Origin of the sequence: Nocardioides sp. (genome assembly GCF_964228225.1) — a bacterium.
Taxonomy (GTDB): domain Bacteria; phylum Actinomycetota; class Actinomycetes; order Propionibacteriales; family Nocardioidaceae; genus Nocardioides.
On sequence record NZ_CAXQZB010000046.1, the window covers coordinates 153896 to 169488 of the forward strand.

19 protein-coding genes are annotated in these 15593 nt (G+C 72.3%); 3 read left to right on the forward strand and 16 right to left on the reverse strand.

Translation table 11 applies throughout. The annotated features are described in order from the left end of the window. Window positions 1–168: 168 nt before the first annotated feature. The 15 genes from ACERUJ_RS11065 to ACERUJ_RS11135 form a co-directional block, all read right to left on the reverse strand. Entirely contained in the window at window positions 169–1062 is an 894-nt protein-coding gene (locus ACERUJ_RS11065; protein WP_370248580.1) for a calcium-binding protein, read from the reverse strand. 95 nt (window positions 1063–1157) lie between these two features. Then, window positions 1158–1766, reverse strand: coding sequence for an acVLRF1 family peptidyl-tRNA hydrolase (locus tag ACERUJ_RS11070; RefSeq protein ID WP_370248581.1), 609 nt, complete (start codon window positions 1764–1766; stop codon window positions 1158–1160). A 41-nt stretch (window positions 1767–1807) separates the two neighbouring features. Next, a complete protein-coding gene (locus ACERUJ_RS11075) occupies window positions 1808–2533 on the reverse strand; it encodes a zf-HC2 domain-containing protein (RefSeq protein ID WP_370248582.1) in 726 nt (241 codons plus the stop codon). A gap of 17 nt (window positions 2534–2550) precedes the next feature. After that, window positions 2551–3102, reverse strand: a complete 552-nt coding sequence (locus ACERUJ_RS11080; protein ID WP_370248583.1) for a sigma-70 family RNA polymerase sigma factor — start codon at window positions 3100–3102, stop codon at window positions 2551–2553. Window positions 3103–3234: 132 nt separating this feature from the next. Then, on the reverse strand, window positions 3235–3570 hold the full coding sequence (locus tag ACERUJ_RS11085; RefSeq protein ID WP_370248622.1) for a metal-sulfur cluster assembly factor: 336 nt from the start codon (window positions 3568–3570) through the stop codon (window positions 3235–3237). Window positions 3571–3683: 113 nt separating this feature from the next. Continuing rightward, window positions 3684–4139: a Fe-S cluster assembly sulfur transfer protein SufU gene (gene sufU, locus ACERUJ_RS11090; RefSeq protein WP_370248584.1), complete on the reverse strand. Its 456-nt coding sequence runs from the start codon at window positions 4137–4139 to the stop codon at window positions 3684–3686. Window positions 4140–4142: 3 nt separating this feature from the next. After that, a complete protein-coding gene (locus ACERUJ_RS11095; RefSeq protein WP_370248623.1) occupies window positions 4143–5408 on the reverse strand; it encodes a cysteine desulfurase in 1266 nt (421 codons plus the stop codon). Window positions 5409–5416: 8 nt separating this feature from the next. After that, entirely contained in the window at window positions 5417–6175 is a 759-nt protein-coding gene (gene sufC / locus ACERUJ_RS11100) for a Fe-S cluster assembly ATPase SufC (protein WP_370248585.1), read from the reverse strand. Next, complete coding sequence (locus ACERUJ_RS11105; protein WP_370248586.1) at window positions 6172–6519, reverse strand: non-heme iron oxygenase ferredoxin subunit; 348 nt, start codon at window positions 6517–6519, stop codon at window positions 6172–6174. The genes sufC and ACERUJ_RS11105 overlap by 4 nt, the downstream gene beginning before the upstream one ends. 4 nt (window positions 6520–6523) lie before the next feature. Beyond that, entirely contained in the window at window positions 6524–7699 is a 1176-nt protein-coding gene (gene sufD, locus ACERUJ_RS11110) for a Fe-S cluster assembly protein SufD (RefSeq protein ID WP_370248587.1), read from the reverse strand. 67 nt (window positions 7700–7766) lie between these two features. Then, window positions 7767–9185 carry a Fe-S cluster assembly protein SufB gene (gene sufB, locus ACERUJ_RS11115; protein ID WP_370248588.1) on the reverse strand — a complete coding sequence of 473 codons (1419 nt, stop codon included), beginning with the start codon at window positions 9183–9185 and terminating at the stop codon, window positions 7767–7769. Continuing rightward, window positions 9182–9901 carry a helix-turn-helix transcriptional regulator gene (locus tag ACERUJ_RS11120; protein ID WP_370248589.1) on the reverse strand — a complete coding sequence of 240 codons (720 nt, stop codon included), beginning with the start codon at window positions 9899–9901 and terminating at the stop codon, window positions 9182–9184. Before ACERUJ_RS11120 ends, sufB begins: the two co-directional genes overlap by 4 nt. A gap of 86 nt (window positions 9902–9987) precedes the next feature. Continuing rightward, entirely contained in the window at window positions 9988–10914 is a 927-nt protein-coding gene (locus tag ACERUJ_RS11125; protein ID WP_370248590.1) for an alpha/beta fold hydrolase, read from the reverse strand. Beyond that, window positions 10911–11336 carry a hypothetical protein gene (locus tag ACERUJ_RS11130; protein ID WP_370248591.1) on the reverse strand — a complete coding sequence of 142 codons (426 nt, stop codon included), beginning with the start codon at window positions 11334–11336 and terminating at the stop codon, window positions 10911–10913. The genes ACERUJ_RS11125 and ACERUJ_RS11130 overlap by 4 nt, the downstream gene beginning before the upstream one ends. Beyond that, window positions 11329–11694, reverse strand: a complete 366-nt coding sequence (locus tag ACERUJ_RS11135) for a hypothetical protein (RefSeq protein WP_370248592.1) — start codon at window positions 11692–11694, stop codon at window positions 11329–11331. Before ACERUJ_RS11135 ends, ACERUJ_RS11130 begins: the two co-directional genes overlap by 8 nt. 43 nt (window positions 11695–11737) lie before the next feature. Between ACERUJ_RS11135 and ACERUJ_RS11140 the strand changes: the two genes are divergently transcribed. The 3 genes from ACERUJ_RS11140 to ACERUJ_RS11150 are packed head-to-tail and all read left to right on the forward strand — an operon-like array spanning window position 11738 to window position 14482. Beyond that, the gene (locus tag ACERUJ_RS11140; RefSeq protein ID WP_370248593.1) at window positions 11738–12673 is read left to right on the forward strand and encodes an ABC transporter ATP-binding protein; all 936 of its coding nucleotides are present in this window, start codon (window positions 11738–11740) and stop codon (window positions 12671–12673) included. Then, window positions 12670–13488 carry an ABC transporter permease gene (locus ACERUJ_RS11145; protein WP_370248594.1) on the forward strand — a complete coding sequence of 273 codons (819 nt, stop codon included), beginning with the start codon at window positions 12670–12672 and terminating at the stop codon, window positions 13486–13488. The genes ACERUJ_RS11140 and ACERUJ_RS11145 overlap by 4 nt, the downstream gene beginning before the upstream one ends. 46 nt (window positions 13489–13534) lie before the next feature. Next, complete coding sequence (locus tag ACERUJ_RS11150) at window positions 13535–14482, forward strand: heme A synthase (RefSeq protein ID WP_370248595.1); 948 nt, start codon at window positions 13535–13537, stop codon at window positions 14480–14482. Between the two features lie 102 nt (window positions 14483–14584). Here ACERUJ_RS11150 and ACERUJ_RS11155 read toward each other — a convergent pair whose 3' ends face one another. Then, entirely contained in the window at window positions 14585–15511 is a 927-nt protein-coding gene (locus tag ACERUJ_RS11155; protein ID WP_370248624.1) for a heme o synthase, read from the reverse strand. Between the last annotated feature and the right edge of the window lie 82 nt (window positions 15512–15593).

Sequence of the window (15593 nt, forward strand, 5' to 3'; positions counted from 1 at the left end):
GCGGGACCTCGAGGGGGACGGGTGTCCGGACGGACACCGGGCCGGGAGAGCGCCGGCGAGGCGTCAACCGGCCTCCCCAGTCTTGTCGATCCCTTGCGCCTCCGCGATCACCCGGACGGAGTGAGTGCCAGGTCACACCGGGACGCGGGTCGCCCGATCAGATCAGGCTCAGATCCCGAGCAGGTCGTCGAGGATCCGCTCGCAGTCACGCACCCGGTCGGTGGCATCGGCCACCGCGGTGTCGCGCCCGCCGGCGCCGTTGATGAGGTCCGCGCCCGGGCCGCCGGTCAGCAGGTCGTCCCCGAGGCCGCCCCAGACGGTGTCGTCGCCCTCGCCCGCGTCGAGGGTGTCCTGCTCGTCGCCGCCGACCAGCCGGTCCTCCCCCGGTCCGCTCGCCAGGACGTTGGTCCCGATGCCGCCGCGCACCCAGTCGTCGCCGTCACCGGTGTCGACGCGGTCGTCGCCCTGGGCGGCGTTGACGAAGTCGTCGCCGGGACCGGTGCTGATCACGTCGGCGCCGTCGTCGGCCAGGACCCACATCCGCACGTTCGCCGGCAGGTCCGTGGCCGTGATCGTGTCGTCGCCGAGCCGGGGCCAGACCTCGAGGAACACCGGACGTGGCAGCAGCAGCCGCGCCGGGACCGGGCACGAGGCACCGATGCCCCGCGGCACGGTGAGACGGCGACACACGCGCGGCACCCGCTTCCACCGCTCGGTGCCGGTGTCGACGTACTGCAGCCGCCCGTCCACGAGCGAGATGGTGAGGTCGGAGTCCTGCTGGCCGGCGATGTAGCGGTAGCCCCGCAGCGTGACCAGCAGCATGGCCTGGTCCTTCATGGGGATCGCCGGACCGCCCTCGCCGAGCAGCTCGGTGATCGGCAGGCCGGGCTGTCCGGGCCCGGCGGCGTCGGCCAGCGCGGGATCGGCGCGGGGGGTGAGGCCGGCGAGCACGAGCAGGAGCGTCAGGCCCACCAGGCGACCGACGCCGACGAATCCGGGACGCACCCGGTGGGCCGCGCCGGGCGCCTCGTGGGGGGCGCGGTGACGGTGCGCGACGGTCATGGGGCCTCCCGGGCGGATCGGGCCGACCACACCGGCGTGGTCGGGGTGCCCGACCTATCGGCAGGACCGCCGCTCCCCTGACCGGAACCGCTCGATCAATCGCGCACGACCGGGTCGTGGACGTCGACCGTCAGCGCGAGGGCGTCGAGCACGGCGGCGTCGAGCACGGCCCGCCGGGGATCGGGCACCGGCAGCCACCGTTCGACCGGTCGCAGTCCGCGCAGGCGTGCGTCGCCCAGCACGTCCGCCACCGCGGGCCGGTCGCCCCCGGTGACCACCGGACCCTGGAGCCCGGCCAGGATCCGTGCCGCGTGCTCGGCCGCGGCCTCGAAGGCCGCCCGGGCCTGGTTGTCGCGCCGCCGCGCGAACCGCTGCTGGGCCTGGCCGCCCGCCTTGGTGCGTCCCTGCACGTGCCGCTGGCCGATCTTGTGGGCGACGATCCGGTCGCCGCCGACCCGCGCCACCGCGAACCCGCCGCGACGCACCAGCAGCACGCCCCAGTCGGATGGTCCCGGGACCGTGCTCGGCGGCACCGGTCCGACGGCGGGGTCGCCGAAGGGCAGCGTGACGCGCACCCGGGCGCCGTCGGGCGCCGTCCCCTCCCAGACGGCGTCGCGGCGCTCCAGCGCGGCACCCGGATGACGCTGCTCGAAGTTCGACCACCACCGCGACCACCGAGCGGCGGGCAGCAGCAGGACGGGCACGCCCCGACCCTAGACCCGGCGGCCCCGGCGGGGCCGACGGCTCAGGCCGGGGCGTCGAAGGCGGACGTCAGCACCACGCGGCCGGCGGCGTCCAGGACCTCGAACCCGCGCGCCTGCGGACGCAGCACGGCGCTGTTGAGGTTGCAGCGCATCGTGACGTCGCCGACCCCGACGAACTCGCCCGCGTCGAAGCGGCGACCGGCGGCGTCCAGGATGCGCACCCGGTACGCCTCGCCCGCGGTGAACCCGGTGGCGACGAGCTTGACCTCGACGCCCCAGGTGTGGGGCACCAGGTCCGCGCGCGCCGTGATGCCCGCCGCCGGTGCCACCGCCACCGCCTCCAGGGGCACCACCGGCGGCTCGGGCGCGAGGCGGTAGCCCACGACCCCCGCGCCGCCCACGGCCGCGAGCACCGCCGCGGCCGCCACCCACGTCGTCGGACGACGCCACCGCGGGGCCACCGGACCGGCTCCCCCCGCCACGGCCGCCCGGCCCGCTCCCGTGCCGGCCGTCGGACCGGCGGCGCGCACGGCGGCCAGCAGCCGCTCCTCCCCGCCGGGGGGCAGCACCTCCTGCTCCCCCAGACCCGGGTCGAGCCGGTCGAGGGCGAGCCGGGGGCGCAGGTCGGTCAGGCGGCGTCCGAGGCCGGCGAGGCTCGCGACCTCGTCGCGACACGGCGCGCAGCCCGCCAGGTGCTCCTCGAGCGCGGTGGCCTCCGGCTCCTCGAGGCGCCCGAGGGCATGGACGCCGAGAAGCTCCCGCCACACCCGGTGCTCCTCGCCGTTCACCACTCCACCCCCATCTCGTCCAAGGCGATCCGCAGCGCACGCAGACCATAGAAGACCCGGCTGCGGACCGTCCCGACCGGCACGCCCAGCAGCGCCGCGGCCTCGGCCGGCGCCCGGTCGCGCAGATGCACCTCCACGACCGCCCGCCGGTGCTCCGGGGAGAGCCGGGCGAGCGCCTCCTCCAGCACCCAGGCATCCATCACCTGCTCCTCGGGGGCGACACCGTCAGCCGTGGCGGCGTCGGGTTCGGGGTCCTCGGCCACGGGCACGAGTCGCGGCCGGGCCGCCTGTCGCCGGGCGTGGTCGACCAGGGCGTTCCGGGCGATCCCGAACAGCCACGTGCGCAGGCTCCCCCGGCGGGCGTCGAAGCTGTCGGCGGCCCGCCAGGCCCGCAGGAACACCTCCTGCACGAGGTCGGCCGCGACACCGCGGTCCCCCGTGGAGCGCAGGCACAGCCGGAACAGCTCGTCGCCGTGGGCGCGGTAGGCCGCGCAGAGCTGGTCCTCACGGCGCAGGTCCACCGTGTCCTCGGGCACGCGTCGGGCCACGGCGGCTCCTCCCCTCGATGCTCCGACGCCGCCCCGCGGGTCGCGGGGCGGCGTTGAGGAGATACGTACGGTTCGGCGCCGGCGTTCAGATCGGATCGGGCCGATCGGGCCGATCAGGCCCGTGGGACCGGCTCAGACGTTGAACCCGAGGGCGCGCAGCTGCTCGCGGCCGTCCTCGGTGATCTTGTCCGGACCCCACGGCGGCATCCAGACCCAGTTGATCGCGACGTCGGCGACCATGCCCTCCAGCGCGGCGTTGGTCTGGTCCTCGATGACGTCGGTGAGGGGGCACGCCGCGGAGGTGAGGGTCATGTCGAGCACCACCTGGGTGGACTCGTCGATGTGCACGCCGTAGAGCAGGCCGAGGTCGACGACGTTGATGCCGAGCTCGGGGTCGACGACGTCCTTCATCGCCTCGGTGACGTCCTCGACGGTGATGGCCGCGCCGGGGGCGGCGGTCCCGACCACCACCGTGCCGACGGGCGCGCCGGCCTCGGGGACCTCGGGGAGGTCGCCGTGGTCGACCTGGCCGTGGCCGTGGCCGTGGTCGTGCGCGTGGTCGTGCGCGTGGTCGTGATCGGTCATGACGGGGCCTCCAGGGATCGGGCCGTGGCGTCCTTCCAGGCCATCCACGACAGCAGCGCGCACTTCACGCGCGCGGGGAACTTGGCGACACCGGCGAAGGCGATGCCGTCCTCGAGCACGTCCTCGTCGGGCTCGACCTGACCCTTGCCCTGCATCAGCCGGACGAAGGTCTCGTGCACCGACATCGCCTCGGACACGGGTTTGCCGATGAGCAGGTCGGTCATCACCGAGGCCGAAGCCTGGGAGATCGAGCAGCCCAGCGCGTCGTAGGACACATCGGCCACGACGCCGTCGGCGACGTGCACCCGCAGGGTGACCTCGTCGCCGCACGTGGGGTTGACGTGGTGCACCTCGGCCTCGAAGGGCTCGCGCAGACCGGCATGGTGCGGGTTCTTGTAGTGGTCCAGGATGATCTCCTGGTACAGCGCGTCCAGATCCTGTCCGGCGCTCATGGCTCATCCCACCTTGAAGTAGCTGCGGGTGTAGTTGAGGGCCTCCACCAGCGCGTCGATCTCCGACGGCGTCGTGTAGAGGTAGGACGACATGCGGGTGCTGCTCTGCACGCCGAAGCGCGCATGCGCGGGCTTGGCGCAGTGGTGCCCGGCCCGGACCGCGATGCCGCGGCTGTCGAGCACCTGGGCGATGTCGTGGGGGTGCACACCGTCGAGCTCGAACGAGATCGCGCCGCCGCGCTCGGCGGCGTCGAGCGGCCCGAGCACGCGCAGGCCCGGCACTGTGCCGAGGCCGTCGAGCGCGTAGGCCGTGATCGCCCGCTCGTGGGCGTGAACGGCGTCGAGCCCGATGTGGCCGAGGTACTCCACCGCGGCACCGAGGCCGACGGCCTCGACGATCGGGGGCGTGCCCGCCTCGAACTTGTGCGGGATGCCCGCGTAGGTCGAGCCCTCCATGCGCACCGTCTCGATCATCTCGCCGCCGCCGAGGAAGGGCGGCAGCTGGTCGAGCACAGCACGGGCACCCCACAGCACGCCGATGCCGGTGGGTCCGACGACCTTGTGGCCGGTGAACGCCAGCAGGTCGGGACGCTCCTCGACCGGCATCGCCGCTAGGTCGATCGGCAGCTGGGGAGCGGCCTGCGAGGCATCGACGACGACGAGCGCACCCACCGCGTGCGCACGGCGGGTGAGCTCGGCGACCGGGTTGACGGTGCCGAGCATGTTCGAGACCCAGGTGAACGAGACGACCTTGGTGCGCTCGTTGATGAGCTCATCGATGGTCGAGGTGTCGAGCCGACCGTCGTCGGTGAGGCCGAACCACCGCAGCGTCGCGCCCGTGCGCTGCGCGAGCAGCTGCCACGGCACGATGTTGGAGTGGTGCTCCATCTCGGTGATGACGATCTCGTCACCCGGGCCCACCTGCCGCTCGCCGGCCCAGGCCAGGGTGTTGGCGACGAGGTTGAGCGCCTCGGAGGCGTTCTTGGTGAAGATCACCTCGTCGCGCTCGGGCGCGCCCAGGAAGGCGGCGACCTTGTCGCGGGCCTCCTCGAACGCCTCGGTGGCCTCGGCGCCCAGCTGGTGCATGGCCCGGGCGATGTTGGCGTTGTGCCGCTCCAGGTGATCGACCATCGTGTCGATGACGACCTGCGGCTTCTGCGAGGTGTTGGCGCTGTCGAGGTACACCAGCGGGTTCCCGCCCGCGAGCTCGCGCTCGAGGATCGGGAAGTCCTTGCGGATCACTGCCAGCTCCGGCAGCAGGCCCTCCATCGTCATGATCAGACCCCGGCGGAGAGGAAGCGCTCGTAGCCGTTGGCCTCGAGCTCGTCGGCGAGCTCGGGGCCGCCGGACTCGGCGATACGGCCGTCGACGAACACGTGGACGACGTCCGGCTTCACGTAGCGCAGGATGCGCGTGTAGTGCGTGATGAGGAGCAGACCCTTGTCCTCGCGACCGGCGAAGGCGTTGATGCCGTCAGAGACGACCTTGAGCGCGTCGATGTCGAGACCGGAGTCGATCTCGTCGAGGATCGCGAACTTCGGGTCGAGCAGGTCGAGCTGGGCGATCTCGGCGCGCTTCTTCTCGCCGCCCGAGAAACCTTCGTTGACCGAGCGGGTCGAGAAGGCCTGGTCGAGCTTCATCCGGTCCATCGCGCCGTTGACGTCCTTGACCCAGGTGCGCAGCTTCGGGGCCTCGCCGTCCAGGGCGGTCTTGGCGGTGCGCAGGAAGTTGGCCATCGACACACCGGGGACCTCGACGGGGTACTGCATCGCGAGGAACAGGCCGGCGCGGGCGCGCTCGTCGACGCTCAGGTCGAGGAGGTTCTCGCCGTCGAGGAGCACCTCGCCGCCGGTGATCGTGTACTTGGGGTGGCCGGCGATGGAGTACGCGGTGGTGGACTTGCCGGAGCCGTTGGGGCCCATGATGGCGTGGGTCTGGCCGCTCTCGATGGTGAGCGTCACGCCCTTGAGGATCTCCTTGGCGCCGTCCTCGGTCTCGACGGAGACGTGGAGGTCCTTGATCTCGAGCTTGCTCATGCGGGGGTGACTCCGTTCAGGGTGGTCTCCACGTCGACGTAGACGTCGCCGTCGCGGATCTCGACTGGGAAGGTGGCGACCGGCTCGGTGGCCGGCAGGGTGGTGGGCTTGCCGGTGCGCAGGTCGAAGGTCGACCCGTGCAGCCAGCACTCGACGGTGCAGGTGTCGCCGGACACGACGACCTCGCCCTCGCTGAGGTTGACCGCCGCGTGGGAGCAGAGGTCCTGCACGGCGAAGACCTCGTCGCCGTCGCGGCCCAGGGCCAGGTCGTAGCGTCCGACGGTGGCCTTGAGCGCCTCGTCGTCGGCGATGTCGGACAGGGAGCAGGCGCGTTCGAAGCTCATCGGCTCACAGCTCCTTGAGCACGTTGCGCTGGAGCTCGTCCTCGACCTGCGCCGACAGCTTCTCGGCGAGCTCGGGCACCTGGACGCGCCGGATGAGGTCGTCGAAGAAGCCGCGGACGACGAGCTTGCGCGCCTCGGCCTCGCTGATGCCGCGCGAGCGCAGGTAGAACAGCTGCTCGTCGTCGAAGCGGCCGACCGCCGAGGCGTGGCCCGCGCCCTCGATCTCGCCGGTCTCGATCTCGAGGTTCGGCACCGAGTCGGCCTGGCAGCCGTCGGTGAGCACGAGGTTGCGGTTCTCCTCGTAGGTCTCGATGCCCTCGGCGACCTTGCGGATGAGCACGTTGCCGATCCACACGGTGTGGGCGTCCTGGCCCTGCAGCGCGCCCTTGTAGACGACGTTGGAGATCGTCTTGGGCGCGTTGTGGTCGACGAAGAGCCGGTGCTCGAAGTGCTGGCCCGCGTCGGCGAAGTAGAGGCCGAAGAGCTCGGCGGTGCCGCCGGGGCCGGCGTAGTCGACGTTCGTGCTGGTGCGCACGAGGTCGCCGCCGAGGGTGAACTCGAACTGGCGCAGCGTGGCGTCGCGACCGACCCGGGCGTTGATCTGCTCGGCGTGCACGGCGTCGTCGGCCCAGTCGTTGACGTGCACCAGGTCGAGCTGGGCGCCGTCGCCGACCTCGACCGAGGTGAAGGCGTTGTAGACCGTGCTGCCGGCGTGCTCGATCACGACCACGGCGCGGGCGAAGCGGCCCACGCGCACGACGAGGCGACCGGCCACGGCCGCCTCGAGCCCGGTGCCGGTGAGCTGCAGACGCACCGGCTCGGCGAGGTCGGCCTCCGCCGGGACGTCGAGCAGCAGCGCCGTGGGCGCCTGGCGCGCCGCGAGGGCCGCCAGGCGGTCGAAGGGCGCAGCGACCCGGGCGGCGTCCGCCTCGTCGAGGGCGATCTCGGTGAGCGTCACGCCCGCGGGCAGCGACGTCTCTCGCGCGAGCGTCCCGGCGGAGGCCGGCCCGTCGTCGAGCAGGCCGCGGAGCCGCTTGAGCGGGGTGAAGCGCCAGATCTCCTCACGCCCCGTCGGCGACGGGTGCGCGGCGAGGTCGAAGGTCGGCTCCGGGTGCAGGTGGGACTCGACGTGCGAGTCGCCCATCTCCACGGCCTCGGCCACGGTGTTGGTCAGTGACACAGGTGTTCCTTGCTCTCAGGTCAGGGGACGGCGCGGGCCGTCCTCGTGCGGGGACGCGGGGCCGGCCTCAGCCGACCGCGCCCTCCATCTGCAGCTCGATGAGGCGGTTGAGCTCGAGGGCGTACTCCATCGGGAGCTCCTTGGCGATCGGCTCGACGAAGCCGCGCACGATCATCGCCATCGCCTCGTCCTCGGCCATGCCGCGCGACATCAGGTAGAAGAGCTGGTCGTCGGAGACCTTGGAGACGCTCGCCTCGTGGCCCATCGACACGTCGTCCTCGCGGATGTCGACGTAGGGGTAGGTGTCGGAGCGGCTGATCTGGTCGACGAGCAGGGCGTCGCACAGCACGTTGGACTTCGAGCCGTGCGCCCCCTCGTTGACCTGGATCAGGCCGCGGTAGGAGGTGCGGCCGCCGCCGCGCGCCACCGACTTGCTCAGGATGGAGCTGGACGTGTTGGGCGCGGCGTGCACCATCTTGGCGCCGGCGTCCTGGTGCTGACCCTCGCCGGCGAAGGCGATCGACAGCGTCTCGCCCTTGGCGTGCTCGCCCATCAGGTAGACGGCCGGATACTTCATGGTGACCTTCGAGCCGATGTTGCCGTCGACCCACTCCATGGTGGCGCCGGCCTCGCAGACCGCGCGCTTGGTGACGAGGTTGTAGACGTTGTTCGACCAGTTCTGGATGGTCGTGTAGCGGCAGCGGCCGCCCTTCTTGACGATGATCTCGACCACCGCGGAGTGCAGCGAGTCGGAGGAGTAGATCGGCGCGGTGCAGCCCTCGACGTAGTGCACGTAGGCGTCCTCGTCGACGATGATCAGCGTGCGCTCGAACTGGCCCATGTTCTCGGTGTTGATGCGGAAGTAGGCCTGCAGCGGGATGTCGACGTGCACGCCCTTCGGCACGTAGATGAAGGATCCGCCGGACCACACCGAGGTGTTGAGGGCCGCGAACTTGTTGTCACCCACCGGGATGACGGTGCCGAAGTACTCCTTGAAGAGCTCCTCGTGCTCCTTCAGCGCGGTGTCGGTGTCGACGAAGATGACACCCTGCTCCTCGAGGTCCTCACGGATCTGGTGGTAGACGACCTCCGACTCGTACTGAGCGGCGACACCGGCGACGAGGCGCTGCTTCTCCGCCTCCGGGATGCCGAGCTTGTCGTAGGTGTTCTTGATGTCCTCGGGGAGCTCCTCCCACGAGGTGGCCTGCTTCTCGGTGGAGCGCACGAAGTACTTGATGTTGTCGAAGTCGATGCCGCCGAGGTCGGACCCCCAGGCGGGCATGGGCTTCTTGTCGAAGAGCTTCAGGCCCTTGAGGCGCAGGTCGAGCATCCAGCCCGGCTCGCTCTTCTTGGAGGAGATGTCGCGCACGACGGCCTCGTTGAGACCGCGCTGGGCGTCGGCACCGACGTCGTTCTTGTCGGCCCAGCCGAACTCGTAGCGACCGATCCCCTTGAGCTCGGGGTTCAGTTCTTCGATGGAGGTCATGAGGTGACCTGCTCCTTCTTCTCGACGGGCTTCTCGACGGACTCTGCAGGCGTTGCGTGGGGTGCGTTGGGGATGCACGTGGTGCACACCCCGTCGCCGTGGGCGATCGTGGCGAGGCGCTGCACGTGGGTGCCGAGCACGCGGCCGATGGCCTCGGTCTCGGCCTCGCACAGCTGCGGGAACTCGGACGCGACGTGGGAGACCGGGCAGTGCTGCTGGCACAGCTGCTCGCCCACCACGGGCAGCTCGCGCACCGTGGCGGCGTAACCCTCGTCGCTGAAGACGAGCGCGAGCACCTGCGCGGGCGTGGCCTCGGGGTAGGCGGCGCTCACCTCGGGGAAGCGGCGCTCGATGAAGGCGGCACGGCGCTCGGCGAACGCACGCACGGCCGCCTCGCCACCGGTCTCGGCGAGGAAGCGCAGCGCCTCGGAGGCGAGGTCGTCGTACTGCTGGTCGAAGCGGTCGCGCCCGCGCTCGGTGAGCGCGAAAACCTTGGCCGGTCGACCGCGACCGCGGCTGGCGACCTGGCGCGGGTCGCGCGGCTCGACCGAGCCCTCGGCGACCAGCTGGTCGAGGTGGCGACGCACGGCAGCCGGGGTGAGATCGAGTCGGGCGGCCAGGGCGGCCGCGGTGGAGGGGCCGTTGACGAGGATGGCCCGCGCGACGCGCTGGCGCGTCGGCTGGTCGCCGTCCCCGTTGGTGCCCACGAATTCCACAACGCCAGTGTGCCGTTATTGATTCCAGCCCTTCAAGGAAGGTCGGCCTTACCTTCCACCGGTGCCGCGCCGGTACTCGCCGGCGCTCACCAGCCGGCGAGTCGCCTCAGGTCCGCCACGATCTCGTCGAGTCGCGCCATCAGCGACAGGTGGCCCTCCCCTGGCAGCAGGTGGACGACGGCCCCCGCCGTCCGCTCGCCGAGGTGGGTGGCGTGGGCCTGCGGCACCATGCGATCGTCGCCGCCCTGCCAGATCGCCACCGGCACGGTCATCGACGCCAGGTCGACGCCCCAGTCGTCGACGAACGCGAGGTCGTCGCGCCACCAGCCGTCGATGCCCGGGGCGAGGGCGTGGCGGAAGGTCGCCGCCAAGCCGCCGGCGAGCTCCGGGGTGAGGAACGCCTGGTCGACCTCGGGCAGCAGGTCGCCCATCCCGGCGACCAGGTCGCTGCCCTCGATGGCCGCGAAGTCGGGGTGCCAGCGCTCGAGCAGGGCGCGCAGCGCCTCCGGACCCTCCAGCGCGGCACCGAACTCCTCGAGGTTCTCCTCCCCCATGCCGTCCAGCCAGTCGCCGTCGAACCCGACGCGCGGCGCCACCCCCACCCACGACGCCGCCGCGCGGCAGCGCCCGGGCAGGGCGGCGGCGCAGGCGAGGGCGCGGGGGCCGCCCCCGCTCCAGCCCAGGGTCACGAACTCGGTGATCCCGAGGTGGTCCAGCACCGTCACGGTGTCGTGGACGTCGGCCAGCACCGGCTCGGGCGCGCGCAGCGGCGTCGAGGCGCCGTAGCCCGGTCGCGACACCGTGATCAGCCGGAGGCCGTTGGACGACGCGGCGTGCTCGACGGGGCCGAGCGGTGCGGCGGCTCCGGGAGTGCCGTGGTGGAAGACGAGGGCCGGGGCATCGTCGGCGCCCAGCTGACGCACCTCGAGGGTGCGGCCGTCGGGCGTGGTGAGGTGCTCGATGCGGGCGCTGGCGCCGGTGTGGTCGTCGCTGCGGGGCGTGTCGGTGCTCACACGTGCGAGGGTGCCACGGTGCCGCGCGTGGCGCGCAGCCACAGCAGTCCGGCGACGGGGAGCACGAGCGGCAAGAAGCCGTAGCCCTGGCCGAAGTGCGACCACACCGTCTTGTCGGGGAAGAGCGCGGTGTCGACGTAGCTCAGGGTGCCGATCGAGAGCACGCCGACCAGCTCGATGCTCACCGCCACCGCGGCCACGAGCCAGGCCCGTCGTCCACCGAGGAGCAGGCAGGTCGTGGCGACCAGGTAGAGCACGGCGGCCACCAGCGAGAGGGTGTAGGCGAACGGCGCCTTGTCGGGCTCGAGGCCGAGCTGCACGGCCGAGCGCCCGGTGGCGGCGACGGCGAAGAGGCCGTAGACGAAGACCAGCGCGCGCCCCCAGCCGCTCGAGAGGCTGGCGGGGCGCTCGCGCTCAGCCACGGGGGCCCTGCCAGACGTCCCAGAGGCGCACCTCGAGGCCCGCGAGGGTCACGAGCGCGAAGAGCAGGATGGTCGTGCCGACGCGGGAGCGCTCCATGAGCGACAGCCCGGCCCCGACGACGGGCACCAGCAGGTTGGTGACGAGGTAGCTGACGAACACCGCCCCCTCGATGTCGCGATCGGTGCGGGCCAGGGCGACGACGCCCGCGACCAGCTGCACCAGCATCGCCAGGGCGAGCACGCCCATGCCGATGTAGTGGGAGTCCTGGGCCGATCTGTCGCGCACCAGGTCGACGATCAGCACGATCGCCACCACGCCCGCCATGGCGAGCACCACACCGTAGGACCAGGTCGTCACAGCCGCCAGCGTAGGGCGGGGCCCCTCGATCTACACTCGGGAGGTGCCCGAAGGTCCTGCCGTCCGCGTCGACGGACTGGTGATGAGGTACGGCGATCGCACCGCCGTCGACGGTCTGTCGTTCGAGGTCGATCGTCACACGATCACCGCCGTGCTCGGCCCCAACGGAGCGGGCAAGACCACCACGCTCGAGACCTGCGAGGGCTACCGGCGCCCGCAGGGCGGTCGGGTGGAGGTGCTGGGTCTCGACCCGGTCCGCCAGCGCGCCGAGCTGCTCCCCCGCATCGGCGTGATGCTGCAGTCCGGCGGCGCGTGGAGCGGTGCGCGGGCCGACGAGATGCTGCGCCACTTCGCCCGCCTGCACGCACGTCCGCTCGAGGTCGGTCTGCTGATGGAGCGGCTGGCGCTCCACGAGTGCGGGCGCACGCCCTACCGGCGGCTCTCGGGCGGCCAGCAGCAGCGCCTCGGGCTGGCGCTGGCCCTGATCGGTCGCCCCGAGCTCGTCTTCGTCGACGAGCCCACGGCGGGCATGGACGTCCAGATCCGACGGGCGGTCTGGGAGCTGCTCGAGGAGCTGCGCGCCGACGGCGCCACCGTCGTCCTCACCACGCACTACCTGGAGGAGGCCGAGCGTCTCGCCGACCGGGTGCACATCCTGGATCGCGGCCGCCTCGTGGCGAGCGGCTCGCCGCTGGAGCTGACCCGCGGCGGACGGGTCGCCACGATCCGCCTCGTCGTCACCCAGCCCTTCCCGCCGGGCTCCCCCGAGCGCCTGGCCGCCGCGCTGGGTGACGGCACCGAGCTCGTCGTCCTCGACCCCCTCAGCCTGCAGCTCTCCGGCCCCGCCGACGGCACCACGCTCGCCACCGTGGCCGCGTGGTGCGCCGAGGTCGACGTGCTGCCCGAGTCGCTCTCGCTGGGCCAGCGCAACCTCGAGGACGTCTTCCTCGAGCTCACCGGACGGGAGGAACGCGTGTGACCACCCTGGACCGCTCCACCGGGTCGACCACCGGGTCGACCACCGGCACCGGAGCCTTCGCGCCAGCGCCCGGCGCCGCGAGCGTCGGTCGTCAGCTCGTCGCGCAGGCCTCGATGGAGGCCCGCCTGATGCTGCGCAACGGCGAGCAGCTGCTGCTCGCCGTGGTGATCCCGGTGATCGTGCTCGTGGGTGCCGTGCGGGGGGCGGAGCGGGTCGACATCGGTCTGTCGGGGCCGCCGGTCGATGTCCTCACGCCCGGGGTGCTCGCCCTCGCGGTCATGTCGACCTCGTTCACCTCGCTGGCGATCGCCACCGGCTTCGAACGCCGCTACGGCGTGCTCAAGCGCCTCGGCACCGCCCCGCTCTCGCGCGGCACGCTCCTCGGCGGCAAGGTCGTCGCCCTCGTGCTGGTGCAGGCGCTGCAGTTCCTCGTGATCGGCGGTGTGGGGCTCGCCCTCGGCTGGCGCGGTCCCGACGGTGTCGCATCCGTGGCGGCCCTGGTGCTCGTCACCTTGGCGGGCACGGCTGCCTTCGCCTCGCTCGGCATGCTGCTCGCCGGCTCCCTGCGCGCCGAGGCCACGCTCGCTGCCGCCAACCTGGTCTACCTGCTGCTGCTCGCCGGCGGGGCCGTCGTCCTGCCGGCGGAGAACTACGGCGGCCTCGGGGACGTCGTGCGCTGGCTGCCCTCGGGCGCGCTCGGCGAGGCCGTGCGCAGCGCCTGCGACGGCGTGCTCGCCGTGCGCGACCTGCTGGTGCTCGTGGCCTGGGCCGCGGCCGGCACGGCGCTGACCGCGCGGACCTTCACATGGGAGTGAACACTGGAGGGCGGAACCGTTCCGCCATCGCACGAAGGGTGAACCGATGAGCCTGACCGACCTCGACCGCTCGTCCGACCGGTCGCCGATGGCGCGGCTGAGCGACGCGCTGGGCGAGCGGATCGTGCCGCTGGCCTGGGCGAACCTGGTGGCCAACATCGCGATCGTCATCACCGGCGGCGCGGTGCGCCTCACGGGCTCGGGCCTGGGCTGCCCCACGTGGCCCCAGTGCACCGACGGCCGATGGACGACGCACCCCGAGCAGGGGCTCCACGGCTACATCGAGTTCGGCAACCGGATGCTCACCTACGTGCTCGTCGCCATCGCGGTGGCGTGCTGGCTCGCCGCCCGCGCCCGCCGCGCCGACCACCCCCGGGCCGTGCGGCTGGCCACGATCGTCGCCCTGGGCATCCCCGCGCAGGCGATCATCGGCGGCATCACGGTGCTCACCGACCTCAACCCCTGGATCGTGGCGCTGCACCTGCTCATCTCGATGGCGATCGTCGCCGTCTGCGTCCGTCTGCTCGACCACCTGCGCGGCCCGGAGCGTCCGGCGACGCCGGAGTCCGTCGTCCGCCTGGGGTGGGCGCTCGCGCTCGCGGGGGCCGTCGTCCTCTACCTCGGCACCGTGGTCACCGGCTCGGGCCCCCACGCGGGCGACGAGAACTCGCCCCGCAACGGCCTCGATCCCCAGCTGATGTCGCACGTCCACGCCTGGGCGGTCTACGTGCTCCTCGCCCTCACCGTCGCCCTGCTGTGGACGGCGCGCCGTCGGCGCCTCGTCGTGCTCCAGCAGGCCGTCACTGCGCTGCTCGTCGTCGAGCTGCTCCAGGGCGTGCTCGGCTTCGTGCAGTACTTCACCGATGTGCCCGCGCTGCTGGTCGGCATCCACATGCTCGGCGCCGGCGTCTTCGCCGCCTCCCTCACCGCCGCCGTCCTCGCCACGCGCGCGCGGGTCGCCGCCCCTGTCAAGGACGCCGAGCTCGTCGCCTGAGACCGTCAGCGGCCGCCGGTTTCCCCGGGCCCCCAGCCGATCTGCTGCTTTCCGGGCATGAACCCAGCAGATCGGCTGGGGGCTCGGTAGATCAGGCGCGCCTCAGCGGAGCAGCGGGTCGATCGCGACGGCGACGAAGAGCAGCGAAAGGTAGAGGTTGCTCGAGTGGAACAGGCGCATGGGCTGCAGCACGCTGAGCTCCTCGCTGACTCGCGCGCGACGCAGCAGGCCGTGGGCCTGGACGAGGAAGACAGCACCGAGGATGGCGGCCGTGATCGGGTATAGCGGGCCCGTGTCGGCGACCGGCCACAGCAGCAGCGAGACGCCGACCATGACCCAGCTGTAGACGACGATCTGGAGCGCGACCGACCGGGCCGGCTTGATCACCGGGAGCATGGGCACGTCGACCTGCGCGTAGTCCTCGCGGTAGCGCAGAGCCAGCGCCCAGGTGTGGGGCGGGGTCCAGAAGAAGACCACCGCGAAGAGAACGATCGGCACCCACGAGAGCTCGTTGGTGACCGCGGTCCAGCCGATGAGGGCCGGGAAGCAGCCGGCGATGCCGCCCCAGACGATGTTCTGGGCGGTGCGGCGCTTGAGCAGCATCGTGTAGACGAAGACGTAGAAGGCGTTCGCCGCCAGTGAGAGCCCGGCGGAGAGCGGGTTCGCGCCCACGGCGAGGATGACCGTCGAGAGCACGGCGAGGACGACGCCGAACACCAGCGCAGCGCCCGGCGACACGATGTGGCGCGGCAGCGCACGGCGGCGCGTGCGGCGCATCTGCTCGTCGATGTCGCGGTCGTAGACGCAGTTGAACACCGACGCCGAGCCCGCCGAGAGCGTGCCGCCCACCACCGTGGCGAGGACGACGCTGAGCTCCGGCACCCCGCGGGCGGCGAAGAACATCACCGGGACGGTGGTGAGGAGCAGCAGCTCGATCACGCGCGGCTTGGTGAGGCCGATGTAGGCGGCGACGACGTCGCGCAGCCGGGCCGGACCGGGCTGACGCTCGCCGCCGTCACCGGCCACCAGCTCGGGGCTGGTCGGGTCGACGTAGGTCACGAAGGGTCCTCGCAGGCAGGGGTCGAAGCAAGGATCAGTCTATCCCGCGGAG

Coding starts and splice junctions, on each gene's coding strand:
- ACERUJ_RS11065 (WP_370248580.1), bottom strand. CDS start 1,062: ATGACCGTCGCGCACCGTCACCGCGCCCCCCACGAGGCGCCCGGCGCG.
- ACERUJ_RS11150 (WP_370248595.1), top strand. CDS start 13,535: ATGAGCCTGACCGACCTCGACCGCTCGTCCGACCGGTCGCCGATGGCG.
- sufU (WP_370248584.1), bottom strand. CDS start 4,139: ATGAGCGCCGGACAGGATCTGGACGCGCTGTACCAGGAGATCATCCTG.
- ACERUJ_RS11105 (WP_370248586.1), bottom strand. CDS start 6,519: ATGAGCTTCGAACGCGCCTGCTCCCTGTCCGACATCGCCGACGACGAG.
- ACERUJ_RS11095 (WP_370248623.1), bottom strand. CDS start 5,408: ATGGAGGGCCTGCTGCCGGAGCTGGCAGTGATCCGCAAGGACTTCCCG.
- sufC (WP_370248585.1), bottom strand. CDS start 6,175: ATGAGCAAGCTCGAGATCAAGGACCTCCACGTCTCCGTCGAGACCGAG.
- sufB (WP_370248588.1), bottom strand. CDS start 9,185: ATGACCTCCATCGAAGAACTGAACCCCGAGCTCAAGGGGATCGGTCGC.